This is a genomic window from Flammeovirgaceae bacterium SG7u.111 (assembly GCA_034044135.1).
Classification (GTDB): domain Bacteria; phylum Bacteroidota; class Bacteroidia; order Cytophagales; family Flammeovirgaceae.
On record CP139021.1, the window covers coordinates 7,343,792 to 7,367,472 of the forward strand.

At 39.4% G+C, this 23,681-nt stretch carries 13 protein-coding genes; 9 read left to right on the forward strand and 4 right to left on the reverse strand.

Going from position 1 to position 23,681, the window contains the following annotated elements:
• Positions 1–114 precede the first annotated feature (114 nt).
• Entirely contained in the window at positions 115–8,487 is an 8,373-nt protein-coding gene (locus tag R9C00_28330) for an FG-GAP-like repeat-containing protein (GenBank protein ID WPO35609.1), read from the forward strand.
• A gap of 66 nt (positions 8,488–8,553) precedes the next feature.
• Here R9C00_28330 and R9C00_28335 read toward each other — a convergent pair whose 3' ends face one another.
• The 4 genes from R9C00_28335 to R9C00_28350 form a co-directional block, all read right to left on the reverse strand.
• The gene (locus tag R9C00_28335) at positions 8,554–13,428 is read right to left on the reverse strand and encodes a fibronectin type III domain-containing protein (GenBank protein WPO35610.1); all 4,875 of its coding nucleotides are present in this window, start codon (positions 13,426–13,428) and stop codon (positions 8,554–8,556) included.
• A gap of 136 nt (positions 13,429–13,564) precedes the next feature.
• Positions 13,565–13,957: a hypothetical protein gene (locus R9C00_28340; GenBank protein ID WPO35611.1), complete on the reverse strand. Its 393-nt coding sequence runs from the start codon at positions 13,955–13,957 to the stop codon at positions 13,565–13,567.
• A gap of 434 nt (positions 13,958–14,391) precedes the next feature.
• Positions 14,392–14,637, reverse strand: a complete 246-nt coding sequence (locus R9C00_28345; GenBank protein WPO35612.1) for a type B 50S ribosomal protein L31 — start codon at positions 14,635–14,637, stop codon at positions 14,392–14,394.
• Positions 14,638–14,846: 209 nt separating this feature from the next.
• Positions 14,847–15,554 carry a YjjG family noncanonical pyrimidine nucleotidase gene (locus R9C00_28350; GenBank protein WPO35613.1) on the reverse strand — a complete coding sequence of 236 codons (708 nt, stop codon included), beginning with the start codon at positions 15,552–15,554 and terminating at the stop codon, positions 14,847–14,849.
• A gap of 317 nt (positions 15,555–15,871) precedes the next feature.
• On the opposite strand from R9C00_28350, the gene ccoS reads away from it, so the two are divergent.
• The 8 genes from ccoS to hemN all read left to right on the forward strand — a co-directional run bounded on the left by ccoS (position 15,872) and on the right by hemN (position 23,617).
• Positions 15,872–16,036: a cbb3-type cytochrome oxidase assembly protein CcoS gene (gene ccoS / locus R9C00_28355; GenBank protein ID WPO35614.1), complete on the forward strand. Its 165-nt coding sequence runs from the start codon at positions 15,872–15,874 to the stop codon at positions 16,034–16,036.
• The gene (gene ccoN / locus R9C00_28360; protein ID WPO35615.1) at positions 16,014–18,158 is read left to right on the forward strand and encodes a cytochrome-c oxidase, cbb3-type subunit I; all 2,145 of its coding nucleotides are present in this window, start codon (positions 16,014–16,016) and stop codon (positions 18,156–18,158) included. The genes ccoS and ccoN overlap by 23 nt, the downstream gene beginning before the upstream one ends.
• A gap of 56 nt (positions 18,159–18,214) precedes the next feature.
• Positions 18,215–18,409, forward strand: coding sequence for a CcoQ/FixQ family Cbb3-type cytochrome c oxidase assembly chaperone (locus R9C00_28365; GenBank protein ID WPO35616.1), 195 nt, complete (start codon positions 18,215–18,217; stop codon positions 18,407–18,409).
• 17 nt (positions 18,410–18,426) lie between these two features.
• Positions 18,427–19,314 (forward strand): cbb3-type cytochrome c oxidase N-terminal domain-containing protein, encoded by an 888-nt coding sequence (locus R9C00_28370; GenBank protein WPO35617.1) that lies wholly within the window; start codon positions 18,427–18,429, stop codon positions 19,312–19,314.
• Between the two features lie 199 nt (positions 19,315–19,513).
• A complete protein-coding gene (ccoG, locus tag R9C00_28375) occupies positions 19,514–20,923 on the forward strand; it encodes a cytochrome c oxidase accessory protein CcoG (protein ID WPO35618.1) in 1,410 nt (469 codons plus the stop codon).
• Positions 20,924–21,042: 119 nt separating this feature from the next.
• Complete coding sequence (locus R9C00_28380; GenBank protein WPO35619.1) at positions 21,043–21,489, forward strand: FixH family protein; 447 nt, start codon at positions 21,043–21,045, stop codon at positions 21,487–21,489.
• A 15-nt stretch (positions 21,490–21,504) separates the two neighbouring features.
• A complete protein-coding gene (locus tag R9C00_28385; protein WPO35620.1) occupies positions 21,505–22,203 on the forward strand; it encodes a sulfite exporter TauE/SafE family protein in 699 nt (232 codons plus the stop codon).
• A 49-nt stretch (positions 22,204–22,252) separates the two neighbouring features.
• Positions 22,253–23,617 (forward strand): oxygen-independent coproporphyrinogen III oxidase, encoded by a 1,365-nt coding sequence (hemN, locus tag R9C00_28390; GenBank protein WPO35621.1) that lies wholly within the window; start codon positions 22,253–22,255, stop codon positions 23,615–23,617.
• The last annotated feature ends 64 nt before the right edge of the window (positions 23,618–23,681 follow it).

Consider the following 23,681-nt stretch of genomic DNA (forward strand, 5'->3'; position numbering starts at 1 on the left):
ACATACTTCCTGCAAAGTAGAAACAGGTAAATAGAGCAATTGTTAATAATACTAGTTGGGAGGGCGGATGCGTTATTAAAGCGCAGATTTGTAATTACAGACAAAGCCCCTTTCATGAAAAAAATAGTACGGAACAATAGCTTGGAAAAGCTCAAGCACTTTTTGCTATGCATTTCCATTTTAACGTTTTTAGCCCATACCCAATCAGTTCATGCGGAGACTTCTTCTTCGCTTGTGCCTCTTGGTGTAGAGCCAGCATATTCAGCAACTAGTTTCGTGGTCGATGGGGCTTCTTCAGGCTTCATTGACTTTTCCTTTGCTGCAGCATCTGATTATCCAGATGCCTATTTAGTATTGAGAAGAACTTCTGCCACTCCTACAGCACCGTTGGATGGGGTCACTTATTCAACAGGGACACAATTTAGCGGTCAGCTTGTAATAAGTACTTCCTCAGCTACATCTATAAGTACGGATGGGCTAAAGCCTGGAGAGACTTATTATTTTGATATTTATCCTTATAATGGAAGCGGAATTACCACCAATTATAAACAATCATCCCCATTGACAGCCACCGTCACCACGGTGTTGCCCCCCAAAATAAATGGGTATACCCCTGTGTATGGAGAAATAGGAGCTTTGTCAGTATCGATTACAGGGGAGCGTTTTGCAACAGATCCACTTAAAAATATTGTTTACTTTGGTGGTCAAAGGGTTGAGGTTGTTGGTGGTGCTTCAAGTAGCGTTGTAGAAGTTAATGTGCCAAATGGAATTTCTTCTGTTTCTGAGATTACGGTTATAAATATGGAAACGAAGCTAATGGGCTCTTCACAAGTAGCGCCCAATCCGTTGTTCCATGTGACTTTTCCTAATGGTGACTTAATTCCAGAATATACTTACCCGACTTATGAGCTTTCTGTAGGTGATGAGCCTCATGATGTCACAATTGCTGATATAAACAAAGATGGTTATTCGGATATCATTGTTGCCAACGATTATGATAATAGTTTGTCATTTTATTATAGAAAGCTTGATGGGAATGGGTTTGAGGCAGAAGAGAAGTTAAGTTTATTATCGAAACCGACGAGTATAGTAGCCAAGGATATCAACAATGATGGTTTGGTAGACTTGGTGGTAAGCCATTTTACTAATCCTGGAGTAATAAGCACTATTTTAAGAATGCCTGATAATTCAGGTTTTGCCCCATATGAATGGTTCAATGTTCCTGAAAACCCTGTGGATCTTGTAGTGACGGATATAAACCTAGATGGTTTGTTGGATATTGCTGTGGTTTGCCAAGATGCTTCAGGTTCGGTTACTATTTATCACCGCAAAGCTAAAAATACAGGGTATGAAAGTTCAGAGCTATATTCAACAGGCTCTAATGCGTCGAGTATGGTAAGCGGGGATTTCAATCAAGATGGTCTCCTAGATTTGGCTGTCTGTATGGAAAATTCATCGGCTAATCTTCAGTTATTGCTGAGGTCGTCTGATAATTCTGCAATGGACGTTACTTTTCCACAAGATGCAGGAGTATATCCCTCCAAAATTAGAGTGGGTGATTTTGATGCTGATGGAAATACGGATTTGGCCTGTATAACAGGTGATGAGATAACTATTATGGAAAATGCCGGCTCAGCAATTTTTGTTGATAAAGGATCCTATTTTGTAGGAGACACTCCTTTTGATCTTGCTATTGGCGATTTTAATGGAGATAGCAAAACAGATATTGCAACTACAAATTTAGGAGGGAATTCTATTTCGATCATTCAAGGCAATGGAGGTTGGTCATTTGAAGCACCTATTGATTTTAGCGTAGGAGATACTCCATCTGCTATAGCAACAGGAGATATAAATAACGATGGTAGGGCAGATTTAGTAGTAGCTAACTCTTATGACGATAATCTCTCTCTTTTAATGTATAAAGAAGCCCCTATTGAAGTACAAGACCTAGATCCGTTTATTAACGATACCAATATTGGAGCCGATCAAAAGATTACAATTGAATTTGATGCAGCCATTGATCCTAGCTCATTGATTAATGGTGAAACTTTTTCCATCAATGGAAGTATTTCGGGCTTTTATAGCAATGTAAATGTAGGTGTTACGGGGGCAGTGATAGAGTTAGACCCTATAACAGCTAATACAGCTCATTTTGCAAATGGAGAGACTGTTACGGTAAGTATCACCCAAAAAATAAAGAGTCTTAAAGGTGCCAATATGATTTCTAATCGTTCGTGGCAATTCACTGTAAAATCTGAGATGGCAAATGCCGAATTCAAGACTTTGCCACCTGTATCATTAAGTTACGCTCCTCAATCTTTTTCCATTGGAGATTATAACCGCGATTCTACGTTAGATGCTACCGTGTTGAGTGCAGTTATTGGCAAATCTTATATGTTAAAAAATAGCGATAGCACTTTTTCCGAAGTGGCTAGCAATTCTGCTTCTACAAATGCTAATAAAATCATTTCTGGAGATTTTAATAAGGATGGAAAAATTGACTATGCTGTATTGAGCTCTTCACCTGAAGAGATTCTGATCAAATTGAATTTAAATGGCGAAAGTTTCTCTGATTTTGCCACCTTGCCCCTTATGTCAGGAAGCAATCCTATAGATATTTTAACAACTGACCTAAATGGAGATGGACAACTGGATTTGGTGGCTCTATATGCTAGTATGGATGGTTTTGCAGTGTTTGAAGGAAAAGGGGATGGGAATTTTGAAACGCCAATTGAATATAGCACCCTTGCTTCTAACCCAGTGACTATAGCGGCAGCTGATTTTGACAAAAATGGTTACATTGATTTGATAATGGGGCATGGGAATGATGAAGGTGCTTATATTTTTTATAACGAGCCTGAATACCCTTTTTCAAACTACACGCAAGTAGTAGAAGGGTATTCGATAAGAAAAATTGTAGCGGGTGTGCTTAATAGCGACGATAATGATGTTGATATTGCTTGGTTAGATGATACTACAGGGGAGGTCAAGGTTCAGCTTTTTGATGGAGAGGGTTTCGGGGGTTCAACTGTCTTGACTATTGGAAGTAACCCCCAAGATTTGGTATTAGGAGATTTTGATGGAGATGGTCTTTCTGATTTATTATCTGCCAACTATGATGATAAATCCCTTTCGTTGAGACTCAATTTAGATGCGGGATCTTTTGAAACTACCAGTGAAGTGGCTCTAGATGGTGCCCCAGTAGGTATTGCTGTTGGAGATTTTAACTTTGACCACAAAGTAGATATTGTGGTACTGTTAAAGTCACCGCAGGAGTTAGTGATTCTTGAAAATGATTTTAAAACGCATATAGATGTAAAAAAAGGAGAGTTAGTTGGTGATGTTCTCCAACAAAGCTCTACTAAGAATCCTATTTATAGGGTGGATATGCACTTTACGGAAAAAGATATTTGGCTTGACGAGCTTACTGTAAAAACAAGTGGTAATTATACAACAGTCGATATCGCTACAGGAGGTTTTCAACTTTGGTTCAATAACACGAATAATCTTTCAAGTGCAACAGCATTATCAACTCCAGTTTCTTCAAGTTCGGGAGCTGGGGAGTGGTTGTATTATGGTGGGATTTCACAACCTATTTATGCAAATGACTCGGTTTATTTGTGGATAACTGCTGATATTTCTGCATCTGCTGTTATAGGCAATGAGATAGGGATCGTAGGTTTGGCATTTGAAAACATGTCTTTTCAAGATGTGATGTATAATGGAACAAATCCGATAGGAGATGGGAATATTTATAGTATAATTGGTCCCATCTTGCCAGAGCCCACTGGGCATGTTACAAGTCTAGCTATTAGCTATGAAGGTTCCGATTCGCTTACGCTAGAATGGCTAGATGCAACAGGTAGCCAATGGCCTGAAGGGTATTCGGTTCTCGCCAGAAAGTTGCCGACTGACTTTATCTCTTTGGTGGACGGAACTGAATCTCCTGAAGAATCCGATTGGAGCGACGATCAAATATTGGTGCTAGCCACCCATCAAGGGACTTCCAATCAAGTTGGTTTCGGTGGGTTACCAGTTGGGAAATATGAGTTTGCTGTGGTTCCTTATACCAATTCGGGGAGCTATATAGATTATAAAACAGATGCCTTTCCTACGGTAACGGCTGAGTTTTTTGCAGAGCCTAGTGTACCTGCCGATAGTATTCAATTCAATAAGCAACTCGTCCATAAGTTAGAGTTAAGTTGGAAAAATGGGGATGGTGATAGAAGGATAGTCGTGGCGAGTGAGGTTCCTACCATTTTACCTCCTACAGATATGAGCTGGTATTTAGCTGATACTATTTTTGGGAATGGAGATCAAACAGGGAACGGTAATTATGTAGTGTATAACGGAAATGGCAATTCGGTTTTGGTACATGGATTAAACCCTGAAACTCTCTATTATTTCCAAGTTTTTGAAATGAATGGCGATAATTTGTCAAATAACTATTCAGATGCCAGTACAGCATTAAACCCAAATTCAAAAATCACATTAGCACCTAATCCAATTGACGCGGTTACTTCTCTCGCATTCGGTGAAATTCAGCCAACATCTGTTAGATTAAGCTATAAAATGCCAGTAGTTGCACCCGAAGGTTTTTTGGTTTTGAGAAGAGGGGCATTAGCTCCAAGCAGCCCACGAAGTGGAACTGTCTATTCGGTAAATGAGCTTATTGGCGATCAGGTGGTCGTGTATGTAGGAAGCGATACAACATTTGTAGATACTGGTTTAATTCCAGCAAGTACTTACGGCTACGATGTTTATGTATACAATGGAAGTGGGGAATCAATTAACTATTTTCAAAGTGCGCCTCATTATGGTGAAATTACGTTGCCAACTTCAGAGCCGACCGTTCAAACATCAGGCTTAAAAGTGGTGTCGGTTGATACTAATGAAGTCAAGCTCTCTTGGGTGAATGGAAATGGAAATGGTCGAATTCTTTTGGCAAAAGAAAGTGGAGGGTTAAGTTTTGCTCCGCAAGATATGTTGAAATACACTGCAGATAATACTTATGGGCTGGGAGATGGCATTGGGGGAGGTTATGTGGTATATGTAGGTACGGGTGAGGAAGCAACAATTACCGGGCTTGTGCCAAATACATCTTATGAGTTTGCCATAGGGGAATATAATGAGCAAGGTATTGCTATAAACTACCTTACTCAACTCGATACTGCGAATAAGACATGGGTCACCACTTTACAAAGTGAACCATTGGTTCAAGCCTCAAACTTGATTTTTGAGAGTATAGGTGAGGGTTCGGTATCAGCTTCCTTTACACCTAGTGGTGCCGAAGGGTATTTGGTGATCAGGAGGACGGGAACTGCCACGGCTCCTATTGATGGGGTTACCTACTCAGATGGGGACATCTATGCCGGTCAATTCACCGTTTCGAGTTATGCAAGTTCAAGCTTTTTTGACACGCTGTTACTACCTGAAACTCCATATACTTATGATGTCTATGCCTTTAACGGCTTTGGGTCAACGATCAATTACTTACAGCTGAATCCGCTGATGGGTACTGCTACCACCTTGGCGCAGTCACCAGCATCGGCGCCTTCTGATCTAGTTTTCACAGAAATCACATCAAGTTCTATAAAAGGTAGTTTTAAGCCTGCTGCTACGCCTGTTGATGGTTACCTAGTTTTAAGTACTGCTGTAATTAATCCTGTGGTTGATGTTGAAAATGGAGTTGTTTATGTAGTAGGAGATGTAATTGGGGATGCTGTAGTAATAGGAGTGGGAACAGATACTACTTTTGAAAGGACTGGGCTTGTAGTCGATACGGAATATAGATTTGGTGTTTTTGCTTATTCAGGTAGTGGTACAACTATCAATTACCTCGCTGATAGTGTACTGCTTGATTCGGCATTTACCCAAAATAATGCACCAGAAAATTTAACTTTTACAAGCAACACTATTTTTGAAGGGATGCCAATCGGCTCTGGTGTTGGGAAATTTTCGGCAAGCGATATAGACCCAGGAGATACATTAAGTTTTTCTTTAGTAAGTGGGATAGGAGCAACAGATAATTCATCTTTTTATATGGATGGCGATTCACTTAGATTGAGCAATGTGCTTTATCATCATTTGCAAAATACGTATCGAATCAGGGTGGCAGCATCCGATGAACAAGGAGAGTCAGTAGAAAAGTTTTTTACCATTGACTTACAAAAGCTTCCTTTGTCTTCAGAAGATTCACTAAACCTTGTGGCAGTATATGACAGTGCTGCAACCAAAATACCTTGGGATACTTCTGAGCCTATTTCTACTTGGTCGGGAGTGAGTGTACAGTTTGGTCGTGTCGATAGACTCTCTTTAAAGAGCTATGGATTGTCTGATCTTCATACAGATGCAATTTCTGAATTAGACAGCCTAAAGACATTAGATGTTTCTAATAATAAATTATCATTCAAATACCTCGAGCCTTTATCAGGTATGTTTGATACTATGTCATACATACCTCAGTATACAGGGCTCGCCGTCGATACCATTGTAGTACTGACGAACTCGGAAGTTAAACTCGAAGTGGAAAGAGAAACTCCAAATGAAATATTTGAATGGAAAAGGCAGGGTGAAGTAATAGCAGGGGCTGATTCGGAAGTGTTGGATTTGGGTGTTGTAGAAAAAATAGATAGAGGCTTTTACAGGGCTCTTGTTACCAATAGCAAATTGCCAGGGCTTACGGTTTATCGAAATCCTATTTATCTTCAGGTAATAAGCTCGTTGACAAGTGAGGACTCTCTCGCTCTTCTTGAGGTTTACCAAGCTTTAGAGGTAACATTTGACCCTAGTACACCCGCAGGATCTTGGCCTGGAGTAGTAGAAGAGGGCGGTAAAGTAGTTGAAATTAATTTGAGCAATAGATTGCTCGGGGGGGTAATAAGTCAGGCTATTGGACAGCTAACAGGGTTGACTAAAATAGATCTGTTTAATAATAATCTGCAAGGTGAAATACCGGTTGAGCTCAGCTTTTTGCAAGAGTTGACTTATCTTGATTTGGATGATAATGACTTAGAAGGTGGGTTTCCAGATGGTATTGAGTTATTGACCAAGCTTAAGACTTTATGGCTTTCTCGTAATAAGCTTACCAGTATTTCTGATCAAATTGGAAGTCTATCTAATTTGGAGAACCTTTTTTTACAAGAAAACCAAATAGATAGCTTGCCAGATGAGCTAGGTACACTTTCTCAACTAAAGGTGCTGAATGTGAGCGACAATAAATTGACTTATATCCCCAGTTCCTTATCAGGTTTAATTAGCCTTGAGAAAATCAATTTAGCTAACAATGAATTGGAAGATGTAAGTGCTGATATTTTGCAGTTGACCAACCTTCTGTATATTGATCTCAGCAACAATAACCTAGTGGACTTGCCGGGTGATTTTAATACATTGCCAAACTTGCAAGAATTGAAAGTACATGGAAACTTATTGGATTTTGGAGACTTGGAGCCACTTGATTATAGCGGAAGTGTGTATGAACTATCATATATTCCACAGAGGTGGTCTTTCGATACCTACGATACATTGGTGATGGTGGGAAGCAATGTGGACCTAACTTCTGGGTTAGATGGAACAAGTAATGTATTTGAATGGCAAAGAGATTATGCAAGTATTGCAGGGGAAACTAATGAAGCGGTTTCTTTAATTAATATATCAGGATCTGATATAGGAGTTTATCGTTGTAAGGTTTCGAATAGCCTTGTTCCTAATTTGGTGCTTTATAATCAACCAGTTCGCATATTACTTGACTGCGGGGGTGAAAAGAAAGTAGAGGTTACTACCCAGTACGATACAGAATTATGCGAGGGGGAGAATATCTTTGTAGAGTTGGTGGCTGAAAGTGTTCCTGGTCGAGTGTACAGGTGGAAACAAAACGGAAGGACATTAGCACTTGCTGATACCTCAAGCTATATAGCTTTTGAACAAGGGATATACTCACTAGTTATTTCCGATGAAGATGGGTGTTCAGCGGTATCGAATGAAGTTGTCATTACTACGAAGCCTACTCCTGAAGTAAGCATTTCCGAAAGTGATAGTACTACTTTGGATACATATATTGCGGGAAATACCCAAAATGGTTTGATCAAATGGTACTTCAATGGACAGGAAGTTGTTGGAGCTAATTCAAGTTCGATAACTGTGGAAGAAAGTGGTGTTTATCAGGCTGCATTTGAGAATGAGTTTGGTTGTGAAGGTGTTTCAGAGGAGCATATTATGGTAATCACAGCTCTGGAAGATGAAGCGATTTCTTTGGAAATGAGTGTGTACCCCAATCCGACAAAGGGAAAGTTCTTTATTGATTTGGGCAAGCTATATAAATCGGTGCAGGTAAAAGCTGTTGATATGACAGGGAAAAGTTGGGCATTAAAAAACTTCCAACACAAATCCCAAATTGAAATGGATTTAGCAGATATGCCTTCTGGATTATATTTAATTACCATACAAACAGAAAGAGGAACTTCGGTGAAGCGAATTCAGAAGTTATAGAGAAAAAGTATGGTATAATTGAAACGGCAAGTCAATGGGCGGTAGAACCCAATGACTTGCCATTGTTTAATACTTGAGGGCTTTTTTGATAATACTGCCTTTATTTGTAACTATATGAATAAAGTAAATACCAGCGATAACATCTTTCATTTCAACTACAAACTTTTGTCCCGATAGCTGGATCAGTTTTGTATGAGGCACCACCTTTCCATCAATAGAAAAAACTTCTAGGGAAAGTAGTTTTAGGTTGCCTGTGTTTAGTTCAAATCGACCAGAATGTGGGTTTGGATGAATAAAAATAGATGCTTCATCCAACTGTTTTGAGATTCCGACTGTGAGGGTGCTTACTTCATTAGAATATTCAGATAGCCCTCCTTTATTACTTGCCGCTACTCTATAGAAATACGTATTACCTAGTCTTACCCCAAAGTCAAAAAACTTATTAGTTCCTGAAGTTATAGTTGCAATAGCTTGGTATTGCTGATTGTCGCCTAATGATCTTTCTATTACAAATGCTTCCTCATTATTTGAATTGTCTATCCAGCTCAAAGTAAGTTCATTGTTGCTGAATGATTGTATTTCAAGCTCAGAAGGCGCTGATGGAACTAGGGGTAAGGTTTCTATCTGAATTTCATTTGAGGTAGATGAAAAACCATTTTCATTGTAGGCTCGTACCTTAAAAAAGTAGATGGTATTAGGTAATAATGAAGTGTCGGTATAAACAGTTTGGTTGACCAACGTGCTATCAATTGAGCTATAATTTGCATAGGTGTTTTTTGATCTTTCTATAATAAACCCACTCTCATTGTTGGCATTGTCTTCCCAAGTTAATCCAACAGAGGTTTGCATTATTTCAAATACACGTAACTTATCAGGAGGCACTGGTGAGTCGGGGAATATGGTTATACTCAAATAGTTGGAGTTAGCAGAGTTCCCCCCCAAGTTATATGCTTTTACTCTATAAATATAAGCCACATTCGCAAGACGGTTTGTGTCAGGATAGTTTGTAGAGTTTGCGGAGAGAGAATCTACAAGCTGGAAGTTTTCAGTATTTCCTTCAGATCTTTCCAATATAAATCCATCTTCATTGGTAGCATTGTCCTTCCACCATAAATTGATAGTATTTGAATTAGTAATATTGCCATTCAGAAAAGAGGGTTCAGCTGGGGGGGAGGGTAAAGTTAATACTTGGATAGTATCGGTATATGTTGATCCACCTCCTTGATTTTGAGCTTTTATTCGATAATAATAGTTGGTAGCTGCATCCAGTTCTGTATCAAAATAGTTGGTCTGATTGGCGCTTACTGTTGCAATTTTTAGGAAGTCTTCGTTAATTTCTTTTCGCCTTTCTATTACAAACTCTTCCTCATTGTCTGACAAATCAGTCCAGGATAGTTTGATGGAACTAAAATCAATCACCTCCCCAATGAGGTTAGATGGTTGGCTAGGAGCTATTGGTAGAGTAAGAATAGTAATTTCAGGAGCATTTTCTGAACTACCAATACTGTTATAAGCCTTTACCAAAAAAGTGTAATTCGTATTTGTCTCAAGTTCTGATTCTTTGAAACGGTTTACATCGGAGGGAACTGTATCGGTATCTAAAAGAATTCCACTTTCACTAAACCTTTCAATTATAAACCCATCTTCATCGTCGGAGGCATCTGTCCATATAAGTTCTGCGCTAGATTGGGTAATATTAATAGCCTTTAATTTAGTGACTGCATAAGGAACATCAGGCAAGGTTATTATCGATATGGTGTTTGAATAAGCAAATCTGCCATCGGCATATTCAATTTTTAGTCTATAGGAATAATTAGTGTTTTTTGTTAAATTTTCATCTATGAAAATCCCTTTATCGGCTCCCAAGTTAGCTACGGTATCGAATACTCCCTGGTTTGAACTTGCTCTTTCTACAATATATGTAAGTTCATCTTCTAAAATATCATCCCAACTCAGTGCTACTTCAGAGGAAGAAAGTGGCATTGCGGAAAATTTAAACGGTAGTGGGCTAGAGCAAAGCTGTAATCCCCAACTATTGAGCTCTCCACCATCTAGCTCCTGATTGTCGAATATGTTGAGAATCCACTCACCTGCTGTATTCTCTCCTACAAGAGCCGAAAGACTTGTTTGAGGGCGCAAGGATATTCCATCAACAGGTGGGCAAGGGATAGTATCTGTGATTGCTTGATCATCAAAGCCCATATTGAATAGATCATTATCTCCACACTTATTTGTTAGTAACTTTACTTTAGTGCCCTGTGGGCTTATGAGCTCAAAACTCAAGTCGCTCATGTAACTATGTATGCCATTAATATTGGTAACATTTATATCAGTAAGAATAGCTTCTTCATTTACGAAAATAGAGGAGGAAATAGTAGGCGTGCCTTCCGCTGGAATTGTTTTGGGAAGATTTTCCCCGACATAAGAAGAACACGCTATTTCCATCGTATTGAAAGAGTCAGTGGCAGAGTAATACCCAGTACCACATGAATTTACACCCCTTACTCGCCAATAATACTTTTGGTCACTTTCTAATAACTTTTGAAGGGTAAAACTTGTACTTTCAATAGCGGAAACAGCATGAATAATATTTTTGAAGCTTGCCGTTTGTGCAATTTCGAGTTCGTATCGCAACTTGCCCTTGGCGGGCTGCCAGTTAAAAGTAGGGTAGAGAGGAGATACTACAAGCCCTCGTGATGGTCCAATAAGCTTAATGGAATCAGGTGTTCCATTGCTAATGTTTAATAAAACAGTATCAGTTTGAATAATTCCAGAAGAGCTTCCTTCTACTACAATTGGATAAATACCCGTTTCAGCTAATTCGCTTATCGAGAAATTTAAACTCGTAGTATCGGAAGGAGAGAGGCTGCTTTTGTCAAATGTAGCACCAATACCACTGGGTAGTGCATTTTTAATTGTTAGAGAAACTGGGTTGTTAAATCCTAAAATACTAGTGGCAATTAAGGAGTGGGTTAATGTACTGGGGGTGCATACGCTAGCTTCATTTGGAACGGAAGAAAGTATAAAGTTAGGGCTATTTGGTACTGTGATAGGAAAGTTCTGGTCAGAAATATCAAAGAAGATATTATTACTGGCTTTAATTTTAATTCTTGCCTCAGATGTTGGGATATCTGGTAAGGTTATGACTTCTTCTCCATCATTAGCAGTATTCATAGCTAATGTGTCAGGGAATGTCTGGCCTCCATCGGTTGATAGGAGTATATTGATAGCAGTACAGTTTACAGGAGCTGATTTTGTATTAGCTACGTTCCATTTAATCGTTTGCGGAATACCTGACATAAGGCTTTCAGTAGAATTTGGGGCGGTTATTCTAAATGGCCCTGCTTGGTCGGTTGCCTCAAAAGTTAGTTGGTCATAGGTAACTCCTCCTATTGCTGCATTGTCTCTAGCTGTAAACCTAAAGGATAGGGTTCTGCTATAGCTAGGTAAAACTTCGCCCAAGCTGGCTGAATTTTCTAAAATAGCTTGGAGCTTAGGGAATACTCTTACAGGAGAAGCGCTTGGGCTAAATGAGCGAAAGGAGGGAGCACTTCCTTCGGGTAAATCTAACTCGCTAATAGGACCAGTATCAAACTGCTCCCAGCAGTAAGTCAAGGTATTGCCGTCAGGATCCGACCCTTGACCTGTGAGCTCAAAAGGAGTGTTTATTGGAATATAGAATCCACCAGGTTCAACACTTATTTCGGGGGGAGAATTGCCACTTGGAATAAATTGTGCACATGAAAGAGCATGTTCATCTATGAAGGTCTGAATTTGTTCAAAACTTGCCGAGTGGAAATATGGGTCTACATTTTCCTGCAAATTTGGAGAGCAGGTTCCCCCATAACTCATAATAGTAGAACCGCTACCAGGTTCGTAAGCAGTAGCAGCATTTCTGTTACAATTATTGTTGTGGGTATGGCTTGCTCCAAATTGATGTCCTATTTCATGGGCGAGTATATCGACATAATATGAGTCGCCAATAGGAGAACTAGAGCCAGAAACCCCTCCTGCTTTCAAGGCAGAACATACTGAGGATGTATAAGAAGCACCTCCTGTTTGGGTACATAATACATGACCTATATCGTAGTTCCCAAAACCTATAACTGCATCTATATTAGATTGGTTTTCAGATAAAAGGCTGATTTTATTCCAGTTGGAGTAAGGGTCTGAAAGGCTGTCCAAATAAATAAGGTCGTCGTTGTTGTTGACTAATACCAAGCGTACCGCTAATTCCTTTTCATAGATAGCGTTCACACGGTTGAGTGCTGCGGTTATGGCTCCCATTGCCGCTTCTTTTGTACCGCCATGGAAAGAAGTAAACTCTCCTGTAGCGGCAATAGCGATCCTGAATGTCCTCAGCTGCGATCCAGTACTTTTAGCTAATGCAATTCGTGAATTCTTTGATACTGATGGAGGTGTTTGTTTTATAGCATCTTGGCTAAATGGTTCAATTAATGTTTCTTGGTCGTTTTTTAGCGGTTTGGACTTATAACTTATATAAGAATTGTTTTCAACAGGGTCAATGTAAACTGTCTGGCTGCCCGTCACCATTGCAAAAATGCGGTCATTGGTGGTGCTTATTCTACATTGTAGGTTTGGGTTATTATTAGCATGTCCATTAAAAGTAAGGATACTTGGATATGCTGTTGCTAAATCCCTTTCCATACTTTCAAAGCGTTGGACTTTGAATGTTGTGAAGTTGCCATTCGGTAGGGGGAGTAAAACCTCGTTATCGGTTAATAACTTGTCCTTGAATTCAGCTAGATCTAATGTAAAGCTTTGAGAGCTAGGGGCACTGGCATGATATGAGATCTTTTTTTCCCAATAATTAGCAGCATCTTCCAAAACATATTTCTGCTGTGCAAAAATAGAGAGACTACCATAAAGGAAGAATAAAAGACTAAAGTAAGTTTTTTTATAAATAAAAAGAGAATTCATAATAACTTGACAATCTTTAAACTACTCATAAAGATAAGTCAAATTGATTAGAATTCTCTTTTGTGCTATCTATTAGGTAGCATTATAAAGAACAAAGTTACAAGCCTTATGAAAAGATCTTGGCTTTGTAGGAAAACTAAGCAGAAGCTTGACCTCTTTTCTTAAGAGCGTCTTGTTCTTTTTTCTTAGCTTCTTTTGCCTCATCATTACGAGCTTTTCCATCAGCCCATTTTTTAGTGGCAATGCTAATCACACTTTCTGTTTTCTTAGATGTGATGTCTTGAAATTTTCCAGCCTTTCGTCTACCAGCTTTTTTCTTAACTGCAAGTGCATTTTTTTCGAAGCCCAGTTCTTTCAACTTTTCAGCTACTTTAAGGTAAAGTGCTCCAAGTTTTTGTTCGTCGGTTTCTTTCATTAGCTGGTTACGGTAACCGATTAGGTTGCCTAAGATCAAGCTGTAGTCTTTGGTGCCAGGAGTCCTAGGGTCACCAGGATAATTTTTCCTTCGCCTCATATTGGTTGTTTCCACAGATATTAGATTTTTTTGATAAATATATTGATAGTAAGAGCCTAAATTCTATAAATGAATTTATAAACACTGATTGTCTTTTCTTCTTTTGAATGACACTTTACATTAGTGAATAAAAAACATCATTGAAATGTTCTTAATTGAATTAAGAAACAAACATTAAGAATGCTTTAAATACTAATCAATGTAATTGAAAAAGAGTAAAATAGGATAGCTAATGCTGTGTTACACTTGAGTGATAATCGAAAAAATCAATAAAAGGTAGCTTCTGTAATCAAATCAACAATTATAGATAGTCAATTGTTTTGCCTATTTGATAACAACCTTTTAAAGAATTAACTTTAGTAATGGTGGTGTTAGTATAGAGTTAGGTGGGATTTAACAAAAAAACATGGTTGGGAATTGAATGATCCCAACCATGTTTGTAATAAAAATTACTTCTTTTTGTACCTCTGGTTGAATTTTTCAACACGACCTGCACGGCTAACAAAAATGTTTTTGCCAGTGTAGAAAGGGTGTGAGTGTGATGATATCTCCACTTTGACCAAAGGGTAAGTGTTTCCATCTTCCCACTCTATAGTATCTTGAGTCTTTATTGTGGAACGTGTCAAGAACTTATAGCCGCTTGTCAAGTCTTGGAATACCACCTCATTGTATTCCGGATGGATGCCTTTTTTCATGGTTTCTTATGTATAATTTTTATAAAATCCTTTTTTCGGACTGCAAAGCTAAATATTAATATTTAATATACCAACGCTTTACGAATCTGAAACATTGTTATTGTCCAAAAAGATGATATACCAAGGAGTTTACATGTATTGGTAACAATATTTTATCGGTTAATCTTGGCTTTATCAAAAATTTCGGCCTGTAACTGATAGGTTGGAAGCTATAATAAGTCTTTAAGTTCTGATAGATGGGAAATTTCATGTTGTACTTCTAGTGTATGTCCCTTTTTTTCAGGATTATAAAAAATACAATCAAGTTTTGCCCCTATAGCTCCCTTAATATCTGTTTCAAGGTTATCTCCAACCATTATTGCCATTTCGACGCTGGCGCTGGCTGCCGATAGTGCATATTCAAAAATTTTATGGTGAGGCTTTTTGTATCCAGTACTCTCTGAAGTAACTATTACATCAAAAAAATGGAAAATATTTGAGCTTTTGAGCTTGGTATGCTGCACATCGTCAAACCCGTTTGTAATTATATGGAGTTTGTATTTATCGTACAAGTAGCTCAGTATCTCTTGTGAGTTATCGAGCAAATGAGGCTTTTGGGGACAAGCCTGAAGGTAGTCGCTGCCCAAGTTTAACGTTAGGCTGCTGTCTGTAATGGCTATTCCTAATACTTCAAAAATCCTCTTGAACCTGTCGTTTCTTATCTGGTCTTTATTGATAAGGTTTTTATCATAACTATCCCAAAGGCTAAAATTCACATCTCTAAAAGTAGCCACAAACTCATTGCACGAAAAATTAGGGCTTAGGTTCTCCAGTTGATACTTTTCATATAGTTCAAAAAGTGTTTCGGTGCTGTTTCTATCAAAATCCCAAAGAGTGTGGTCGAGGTCGAAAAAAATATGTGTGTAATTTTTTTTCATAATGGGGCTTGTACTTAAAAAGATGTGTTTCAAACACGGTGTGAATCTATTAGGTTGGGACTAATAATAAAAGTATCGTTCGTAGTATTGATAATCTGGGAAAAGCCTTTGGAAAAGTTCATAAGAATATCATACCTTTAGAAGGTGTCCTGACTTCAAGTATTTTTTTGGATTTTTAAAACTATAATAAGCAACCTTCTTTCTGATTTTTATTAATGATCAAAATCATTTTTTGCTTTTGACCTTGGTCATGCCTCCTGAGAAATATTTGGATTTAGTTTGTAACCTCTAAAATGTATCATTTAATCTAATTTCTAATGAGTGCCATTTTTATTCTGATTGGGGTGAGTTTACTCGTAGCCCTTGGTTTTTTAGGCGCATTCCTCTGGGCGACAAAATCCGGTCAGTTTGATGATGAGTACACGCCATCTGTAAGAATTTTATTTGACGACAAAAAACATGAAAAATCCGGAAACGAGTGAACTTGACGTCAAGTTCGAGACCTTCTCATATGATAATGAGATTGTACGAAAGTTTATTATTGCGACCGTAGTTTGGGGACTGATTGGTATGACTGTAGGTTTGTTGGTAGCCTTGCAGTTAGTAATTCCAGAATTGAACCTTGGGCTAGAGTACACTACTTTTGGTCGTGTTAGGCCGCTTCACACCAATGCCGTTATTTTTGCCTTTGTAGGAAACGGTATTTTTGCTGGTTACCATTATGCTTTGCAGCGCTTGTGTAAAACAAGAATGTATAGCGATGCGCTTTCCAATATTAATTTCTGGGGATGGCAGCTCATTATTTTATCTGCCGTGCTCACATTACCGTTCGGTTATACTACCAGTAAAGAATACGCCGAATTAGAATGGCCGATAGATATAGCCATTGCGCTTATTTGGGTTGTATTTGGCCTGAACATGATGATGACCATCATCAAGAGAAGGGAAAGGCATTTGTATGTTGCTATTTGGTTTTTCATAGCTACATTCGTCACAGTTGCAGTGCTCCACATTGTAAACTCATTTGAGCTTCCTGTTTCGTTCCTAAAAAGTTATTCTTGGTATGCGGGCGTTCAAGATGCTTTGGTACAGTGGTGGTATGGTCACAATGCGGTGGCATTCTTCTTGACTACCCCTTATTTGGGTTTGATGTACTACTTCGTGCCCAAAGCAGCCAATCGCCCTGTTTATTCTTATAGATTGTCTATTATTCACTTCTGGGCACTTATCTTTTTGTACATCTGGGCGGGACCTCACCACTTGCTTTATAGCTCACTTCCCGATTGGGCTCAATCGCTCGGTACAGTATTCTCATTAATGTTGATCGCTCCATCTTGGGGTGGTATGCTTAATGGGTTGCTCACGCTTAGAGGCGTGTGGGATAAAGTGAGAGAAGATCCAGTATTGAAATTCTTTGTAGTAGCTATCACCGCATATGGTATGGCAACCTTTGAAGGACCAATGCTTTCTCTCAAAAACGTAAATGCAATTTCCCACTTTACTGACTGGACTATTGCCCACGTTCACGTAGGTGCACTTGGATGGAACGGCTTCCTTACTTTCGGTATGCTATATTGGTTAGTTCCTAAAATGTGGGGAACAAAACTTAAGTCTACAAAACAAGCCAACTTCCATTTCTGGATCGGTACCTTGGGTATTTTGTTCTATGCACTTCCTATGTACTGGGCGGGGCTTACCCAAAGTTTGATGTGGAAAGAGTTTACACAAGAAGGTTTGTTGGCGTATCCTAACTTCCTTGAAACTGTTACCCAACTAATGCCACTTTACGCATTGAGAGCTTTTGGTGGCATATTGTACCTTGTAGGTGTAATAGTGATGGCAGTTAACTTAGTAAAAACAGCCAAGACTGGTAAGTTCTTATCAAATGAAGAAACTTCTGCTCCCGCTCTTGCTGGAGAATATGAAAAGCATAAAGGTGAACACTGGCACCGTTGGATCGAAAGAAAACCAATGCAATTGCTAGTTTGGTCAACCGTGATGATCTTGATTGGTGGTATTATAGAAATGGTGCCAACCTTCTTAGTAAAATCAAACGTGCCTACCATAGCTAGTGTGAAACCATACACACCACTCGAGCTTGAAGGACGAGATGTGTACATAAAAGAAGGATGTAATAACTGCCACTCACAAATGATCAGGCCGTTCCGTTCTGAAACTGTCAGATATGGAGAGTATTCTAAAGCGGGTGAGTTTGTGTACGATCATCCATTCTTGTGGGGTTCGAAGCGTACCGGACCGGATTTGCATAGGGTTGGTAAGAAATATCCAGATTCTTGGCACTTCAACCACATGTTAGACCCAAGGTCTATGTCTCCGGGCTCGATCATGCCTCCGTACCCATGGCTTTTTGAAAAGCAAGTGGATGTAGAAGATCTTCCTGCTAAAATATCGGCTATGAGAACTTTGGGTGTTCCTTATGCCGAAGGTTACGAAGAGCAAGCTGTTGCAGATATGCAGAAGCAAGCAACTGGAATTGCCGCAAGCTTGAAGCAAGATGGCATTGAAGTTTCACCAGATTTAGAAATTGTAGCACTTATAGCTTACCTACAAAGATTAGGTACAGATATTAAGGCTGCTGAATAATATAACCAAGGTTTTGGCGAGGCATTGGTCTTGCCAAAACCCTAAAAAATCTAAAAATGCTAAAATTCGTAAAACACCACCTCGAATCTATTTTTGGTGTAGAAGTTTACCCCGTTATTTCGTTCGTTATCTTTTTTCTCTTTTTTATAGGGGTTACCATTATGGTAATAAACATGAAGAAGAGCGAAGTAGAAAGAATGGGGAATATGCCTTTGGAAGACGATAATGCCCATAACTATTCTGAAAACTGATCATAAACCCGAATACAATGAAAAGCTTTTTATATACAAAATTGAAAATAAGCAAACTGATGAAGTTGTTGGCAGTTTTGGGGCTGGCCATTTTTTCAACTAATACCTCTTTTGCCCAAAGTTCGACAGATGCTCTAGGAAGCCTGGCCTCCAATGATATGTTTTTGTGGTTCATTTTGATAGCTGTGATTTTGCTCAACCTAATGGCTGTAGTGCTATTGATAGTTGTGCTCAAAATTCAGCAAATTCTTTTTGCTAAAGATACTGATACAGAAGAAGAACCAAGCTTGTTCGGGTCATTGTCTAGTAAGCTTACAGATGCTGTTCCTGTGGAGAAAGAGGAGGATATTTTACTTGACCACGATTACGACGGTATCCAAGAGTTAGATAATAATCTACCACCTTGGTGGAAATACATGTTTTATCTCACCATTGTATTTGCTTTTATCTACATAGGTGTATACCATGTGTTCGATTTGGCTCCTTTGCAAGATGAAGAATACACACAAGATGTTGCTCGTGCAGAAGCCGAAGTTGCGGAATACATAGCAAACATGGCAAATGCAGTGGATGAAACGAATGTAGAACTGCTCGATGATGAGGCTAGGATAGCAAGTGGTGAGGAAATTTTCATGAAGAACTGTGCAGTTTGCCACGGTAAACTTGGTGAAGGTGGAGTAGGGCCTAACTTTACAGATAACTACTGGATTCACGGAGGAGACATAAAAGACCTGTTTAAAACCATTAAATACGGTGTGCCTTCTAAAGGTATGATATCTTGGCAGGCGCAATTGTCGCCAGGTCAGATGCAGGAAGTAGGTAGCTATATCTTGACATTGGTAGGTACGAACCCTCCAAATGGAAAAGATCCTCAAGGAGAATTATATGAGCCTGCTGGGGAATAACCCCAGTAGTGCTTTTTTTATAAGAATTTGACACTTCCCATAGGAATAACTAACGCAGAATAATCCCACTTACCGACTAGAAAGTGCAGCGCTCAATAAGTTTTATAGGAGCCAAAGCACCATTATCAAACGCTCATTCAGTCTTCTCCCAAAGACTTGGAAAGACTGATACTTATTAATCTATTTGATAGACCAAACTATGGAAGAAGTAGAAAAAGACGAGAGCTTTAGGGATGCCATCTCCACGGTGGACAAAGAGGGTAAAAGGGTGTGGATTTACCCCAAAAAACCTAAAGGTAAGTATTACAACTGGCGTACGGTTGTCAGCATAGCGCTGATTGGTATTTTAGTAGGAGCTCCATTTGTGAGAATAGGAGGCGAGCCTCTGCTTCTGCTCGATGTGCTCAACCGAAAGTTCATCATTTTTGGGCAAATTTTCTGGCCTCAAGATTCACACCTTTTTGCCCTTGGGCTAATCGCCATTGTTTTGTTCATCATCCTTTTTACGGTGGTGTACGGAAGGGTATTTTGTGGCTGGGTGTGTCCTCAGACTATTTTTATGGAAATGGTTTTTCGTAAGATTGAGTACTGGATAGAAGGGGACTGGATAGCTCAAAAGAAGCTTGCTAAAGCTCCTTGGAACCAAGAAAAAATCATAAAGAAAACGAGTAAGCATGTTATTTTTTATGCTCTTTCTTTTCTCATTGCCAATGTTTTCCTAGCTTATTTTATAGGTACGGAAGCTTTGACCGAGCTGGTAACAGATCCTCCTTCCAAGCATGTTGGAGGGCTTTCTATTATGATGATTTTCAGTGGGGCATTTTATTTCGTTTTTGCCAAGCTCAGGGAACAGGTTTGTACTACTATCTGCCCTTATGGTAGGCTACAAGGCGTGCTTTTGGGAAGAAATTCCATCGTAGTAGCTTACGATTATTTGCGTGGAGAGAAGCGTGGGCGCTTGAAAAAAGGACAAGATAAAGAGGCGGAAGGTATTGGCGATTGTGTGGATTGCAAGCAATGTGTACATGTTTGCCCAACGGGAATAGATATCCGTAACGGCACGCAGCTCGAATGCGTAAACTGCACGGCATGTATGGATGCTTGCGACAAAGTTATGTTGAAGTTGGATAGGCCAACTGGTCTTATCAGGTACGCTTCCGAAGAAAGTATAGCCACTCGAAAACCTTACAAATTTAGCACTCGCTCACTTGGATATACCTCAGTTTTATTTGTGTTGGTCGGGGTAATTACCGCATTGCTAGTAACGAGGACAGATGTAGAGACTACTATTTTAAGAACGCCTGGTATTCTTTACCAAACCCAAGACGATGGTAGGATCAGTAATCTTTATAACATGAAGATCATCAACAAAACAAATAATGACTTGCCTTCATTGGAGCTCAAACTGGAAGACGGTCTAGAAGGTGATATTCAATTGGTTGGTGGAGGTCTTTCCGTAAAATCGCAAGGGATAGAAGACAGGGCGATGTTCATTATTTTAGATAGGAAGTATCTTAAAAAAATGACTACCAAAATAGAAGTGGGTGTCTATTCAAATGGCGAACAGATCGAGGTTGTTTCAACAAACTTTTTAGGTCCGACTAATTAATCGGGCACTCTCTTATTATAAGGTTGGTTCTATTTGAAGAACCAACTTCCTTTTACATTACAAAATGCTTTTTTTCATTTGCCCATCTAGGGGCAATATCTAACATAAATAAAGAAATCATGAAATTTCATTGGGGACATGGAATAGCCTTATTTATAGCCTTTTTTGTCCTATTTATAGGTGTTTTAGTGGTAAAGAGTTTTATGACTACCTTCCACCTTGAGGCAGATAATTACTATGAACAAGAGCTCGCGTACCAGCAAAGAATTGACAATACGGAAAATGCGAATAGTCTAACTGAGCCGCTAAGTTGTAGGTTAGATGGCGGATCCATTGTAATTACATACCCTCCAGAGCATTTGGAAAAAGGGCTGAAAGGAACAATTTATTTATTCCGCCCATCGGATGCCACAAAAGACCAAAAAGTAGCTATCAACATAGATACTACTGGCAAGCAAAAGTTATCTACAAGCGGTATGCTCAAAGGATTCTATAAAGTAAAAGTTGAGTGGGAAATAGAAGGAGGGGATAAGTTTTACAGTGAAAACCCGATTTTTGTTAATTAATAAATCAGCGCAGAAATGGAGTTGTGGACAGCATTTACGGTAGGTGCTTTGGGTAGCTTTCACTGCATAGGTATGTGCGGACCAATTGCCTTGGCTCTACCGCTTAAAAATAGAGATTTTAGCACACGTTTTTTCGGCACGGCTACCTATAACTTAGGAAGAATCCTCACTTATGCCCTTTTAGGAAGTGCTTTTGGTGCAATTGGCCAGGCTTTGGGCTTCATAGGTACTCAGCAGTGGATCTCTATTACTATTGGAGTATTGATCCTCCTATCGGTACTTTTACCAGCTACCTTTACCAAAAAACTCAATCCAGAATCTTTCATAGCTAAAGGAATAGGACGGGTAAAGTCAGGTATGCGTGGACTTTTTATGTCTCGCTCATACAAATCACTTTTCCTCATTGGGCTATTGAACGGGCTGCTGCCCTGTGGCTTGGTTTATCTGGCCTTAGCAGGTTCGGTAGCTACAGGTCATGCCTGGTCGGGTGCAGCATACATGGCACTTTTTGGTTTGGGAACTTTCCCCATTATGCTTAGTATAAGCCTTTTGGGAAATATGATAGGGGTGAGGGTTAGAAATCAGATAAGAAGGGCTATGCCAGTGATAATTGCCTGCATAGGGGTTCTGTTTATTGTGAGAGGCTTGAATTTGGGAATACCGTATCTTAGCCCCCGAGTTACACCCCAAAGAGTTATTGAATGTTGTCACTAAAGACAATTTGAAGTGTTTTTTTTGATATTGAGAAGAGAGAGAAAGAGAAATGAACAGCGAACTTATCCAAAAATATAATGTACCGGGCCCTAGGTACACCAGTTACCCAACCGTGCCGTATTGGGATGCTGAGGCGCCTACTATAGAGCAATGGTCGGAAAAAGTGAAGGCGACCTTCGACGCAACGAATGGTGGAGAAGGCATTAGTATTTACATCCACCTGCCTTTTTGTGAAAGGCTTTGTACTTACTGCGCCTGCAACAAGCGTATCACGGTCAACCATGGAGTGGAAAAGCCTTATATCGAAGCTGTGTTGAAAGAATGGCAGATGTACTTGGCTATTTTCAAAGAAACTCCTAGGATCAGCGAGATACATTTTGGAGGAGGAACGCCTACGTTCTTTTCACCAGAAAACTTAAAATTTTTGATGGATGGCATAAAAGCAACTTCGGAATATGTAGAAGGGGCAGCTTTTAGCTTTGAGGGCCATCCAGGCAATACCACTAAAGAGCATTTACAAACCCTTTTTGAAGCAGGCTTCACAAGGCTGAGTTTGGGTATCCAAGATTTTGACCAGGCTGTTCAGCAGATTATCAATAGGATTCAGGCCTATGAGGAAGTAGAGCAGGTGACCAAGTGGGCGAGGGAAATTGGCTATACCTCCATCAATTTTGACCTTATTTTTGGACTTCCTAAGCAGAATAAGAATACCATTATCGATACCATCCAGAAAACAAATATTCTGAAGCCTGAACGAATCGCTTTTTATAGTTATGCCCACGTGCCTTGGGTGAAATCGGTGGGCCAGCGCTTGTTTACAGAAGAGGACCTGCCCAAAGGCGATGAAAAACGAGAGCTGTATGAGTTGGGGAAAAAGATGTTTTTGGATAATGGTTATGTGGAAATAGGCATGGATCATTTTACCCTCAAAGAAGACGAGCTTTTTGCAGCAGCAGAAGAAAAAACATTGCACCGAAATTTTATGGGCTACACACCTAGCCATACTAGCTTGCTACTAGGTTTAGGAGTTTCTTCCATTTCCGATACTTGGACGGCTTTTGGGCAGAACGTGAAAGTAGTAGAGCAGTACCAGAAAATTGTAAATTCGGGAGAGCTTCCTATTTTCAAAGGGCATTTGCTCAACGATGAAGACTTGTTTCTTAGAAAGCAGATTTTGAATATTATGTGTCATTTCGAAACGGAATGGGATGTAGCTAGCGAATATGCAGCCTACATGGAAGAAGTGAGATCGAGGTTGAGGGAAATGGAAGCCGATGGCTTGCTCAAAAGTTCTCTTGGTAGAATAGAAGTTACCGAACTCGGGATTCCTTTTATAAGAAATATATGTATGTCTTTGGATGCGAGGCTTTGGCGCTCTAAGCCAACCACACAGCTTTTCAGCGCAACGGTTTAATATTGGGATGAGAAATAAATCTTATGAATAACGAAGGCCTCGCTATATGGCGAGGCCTTTGTTT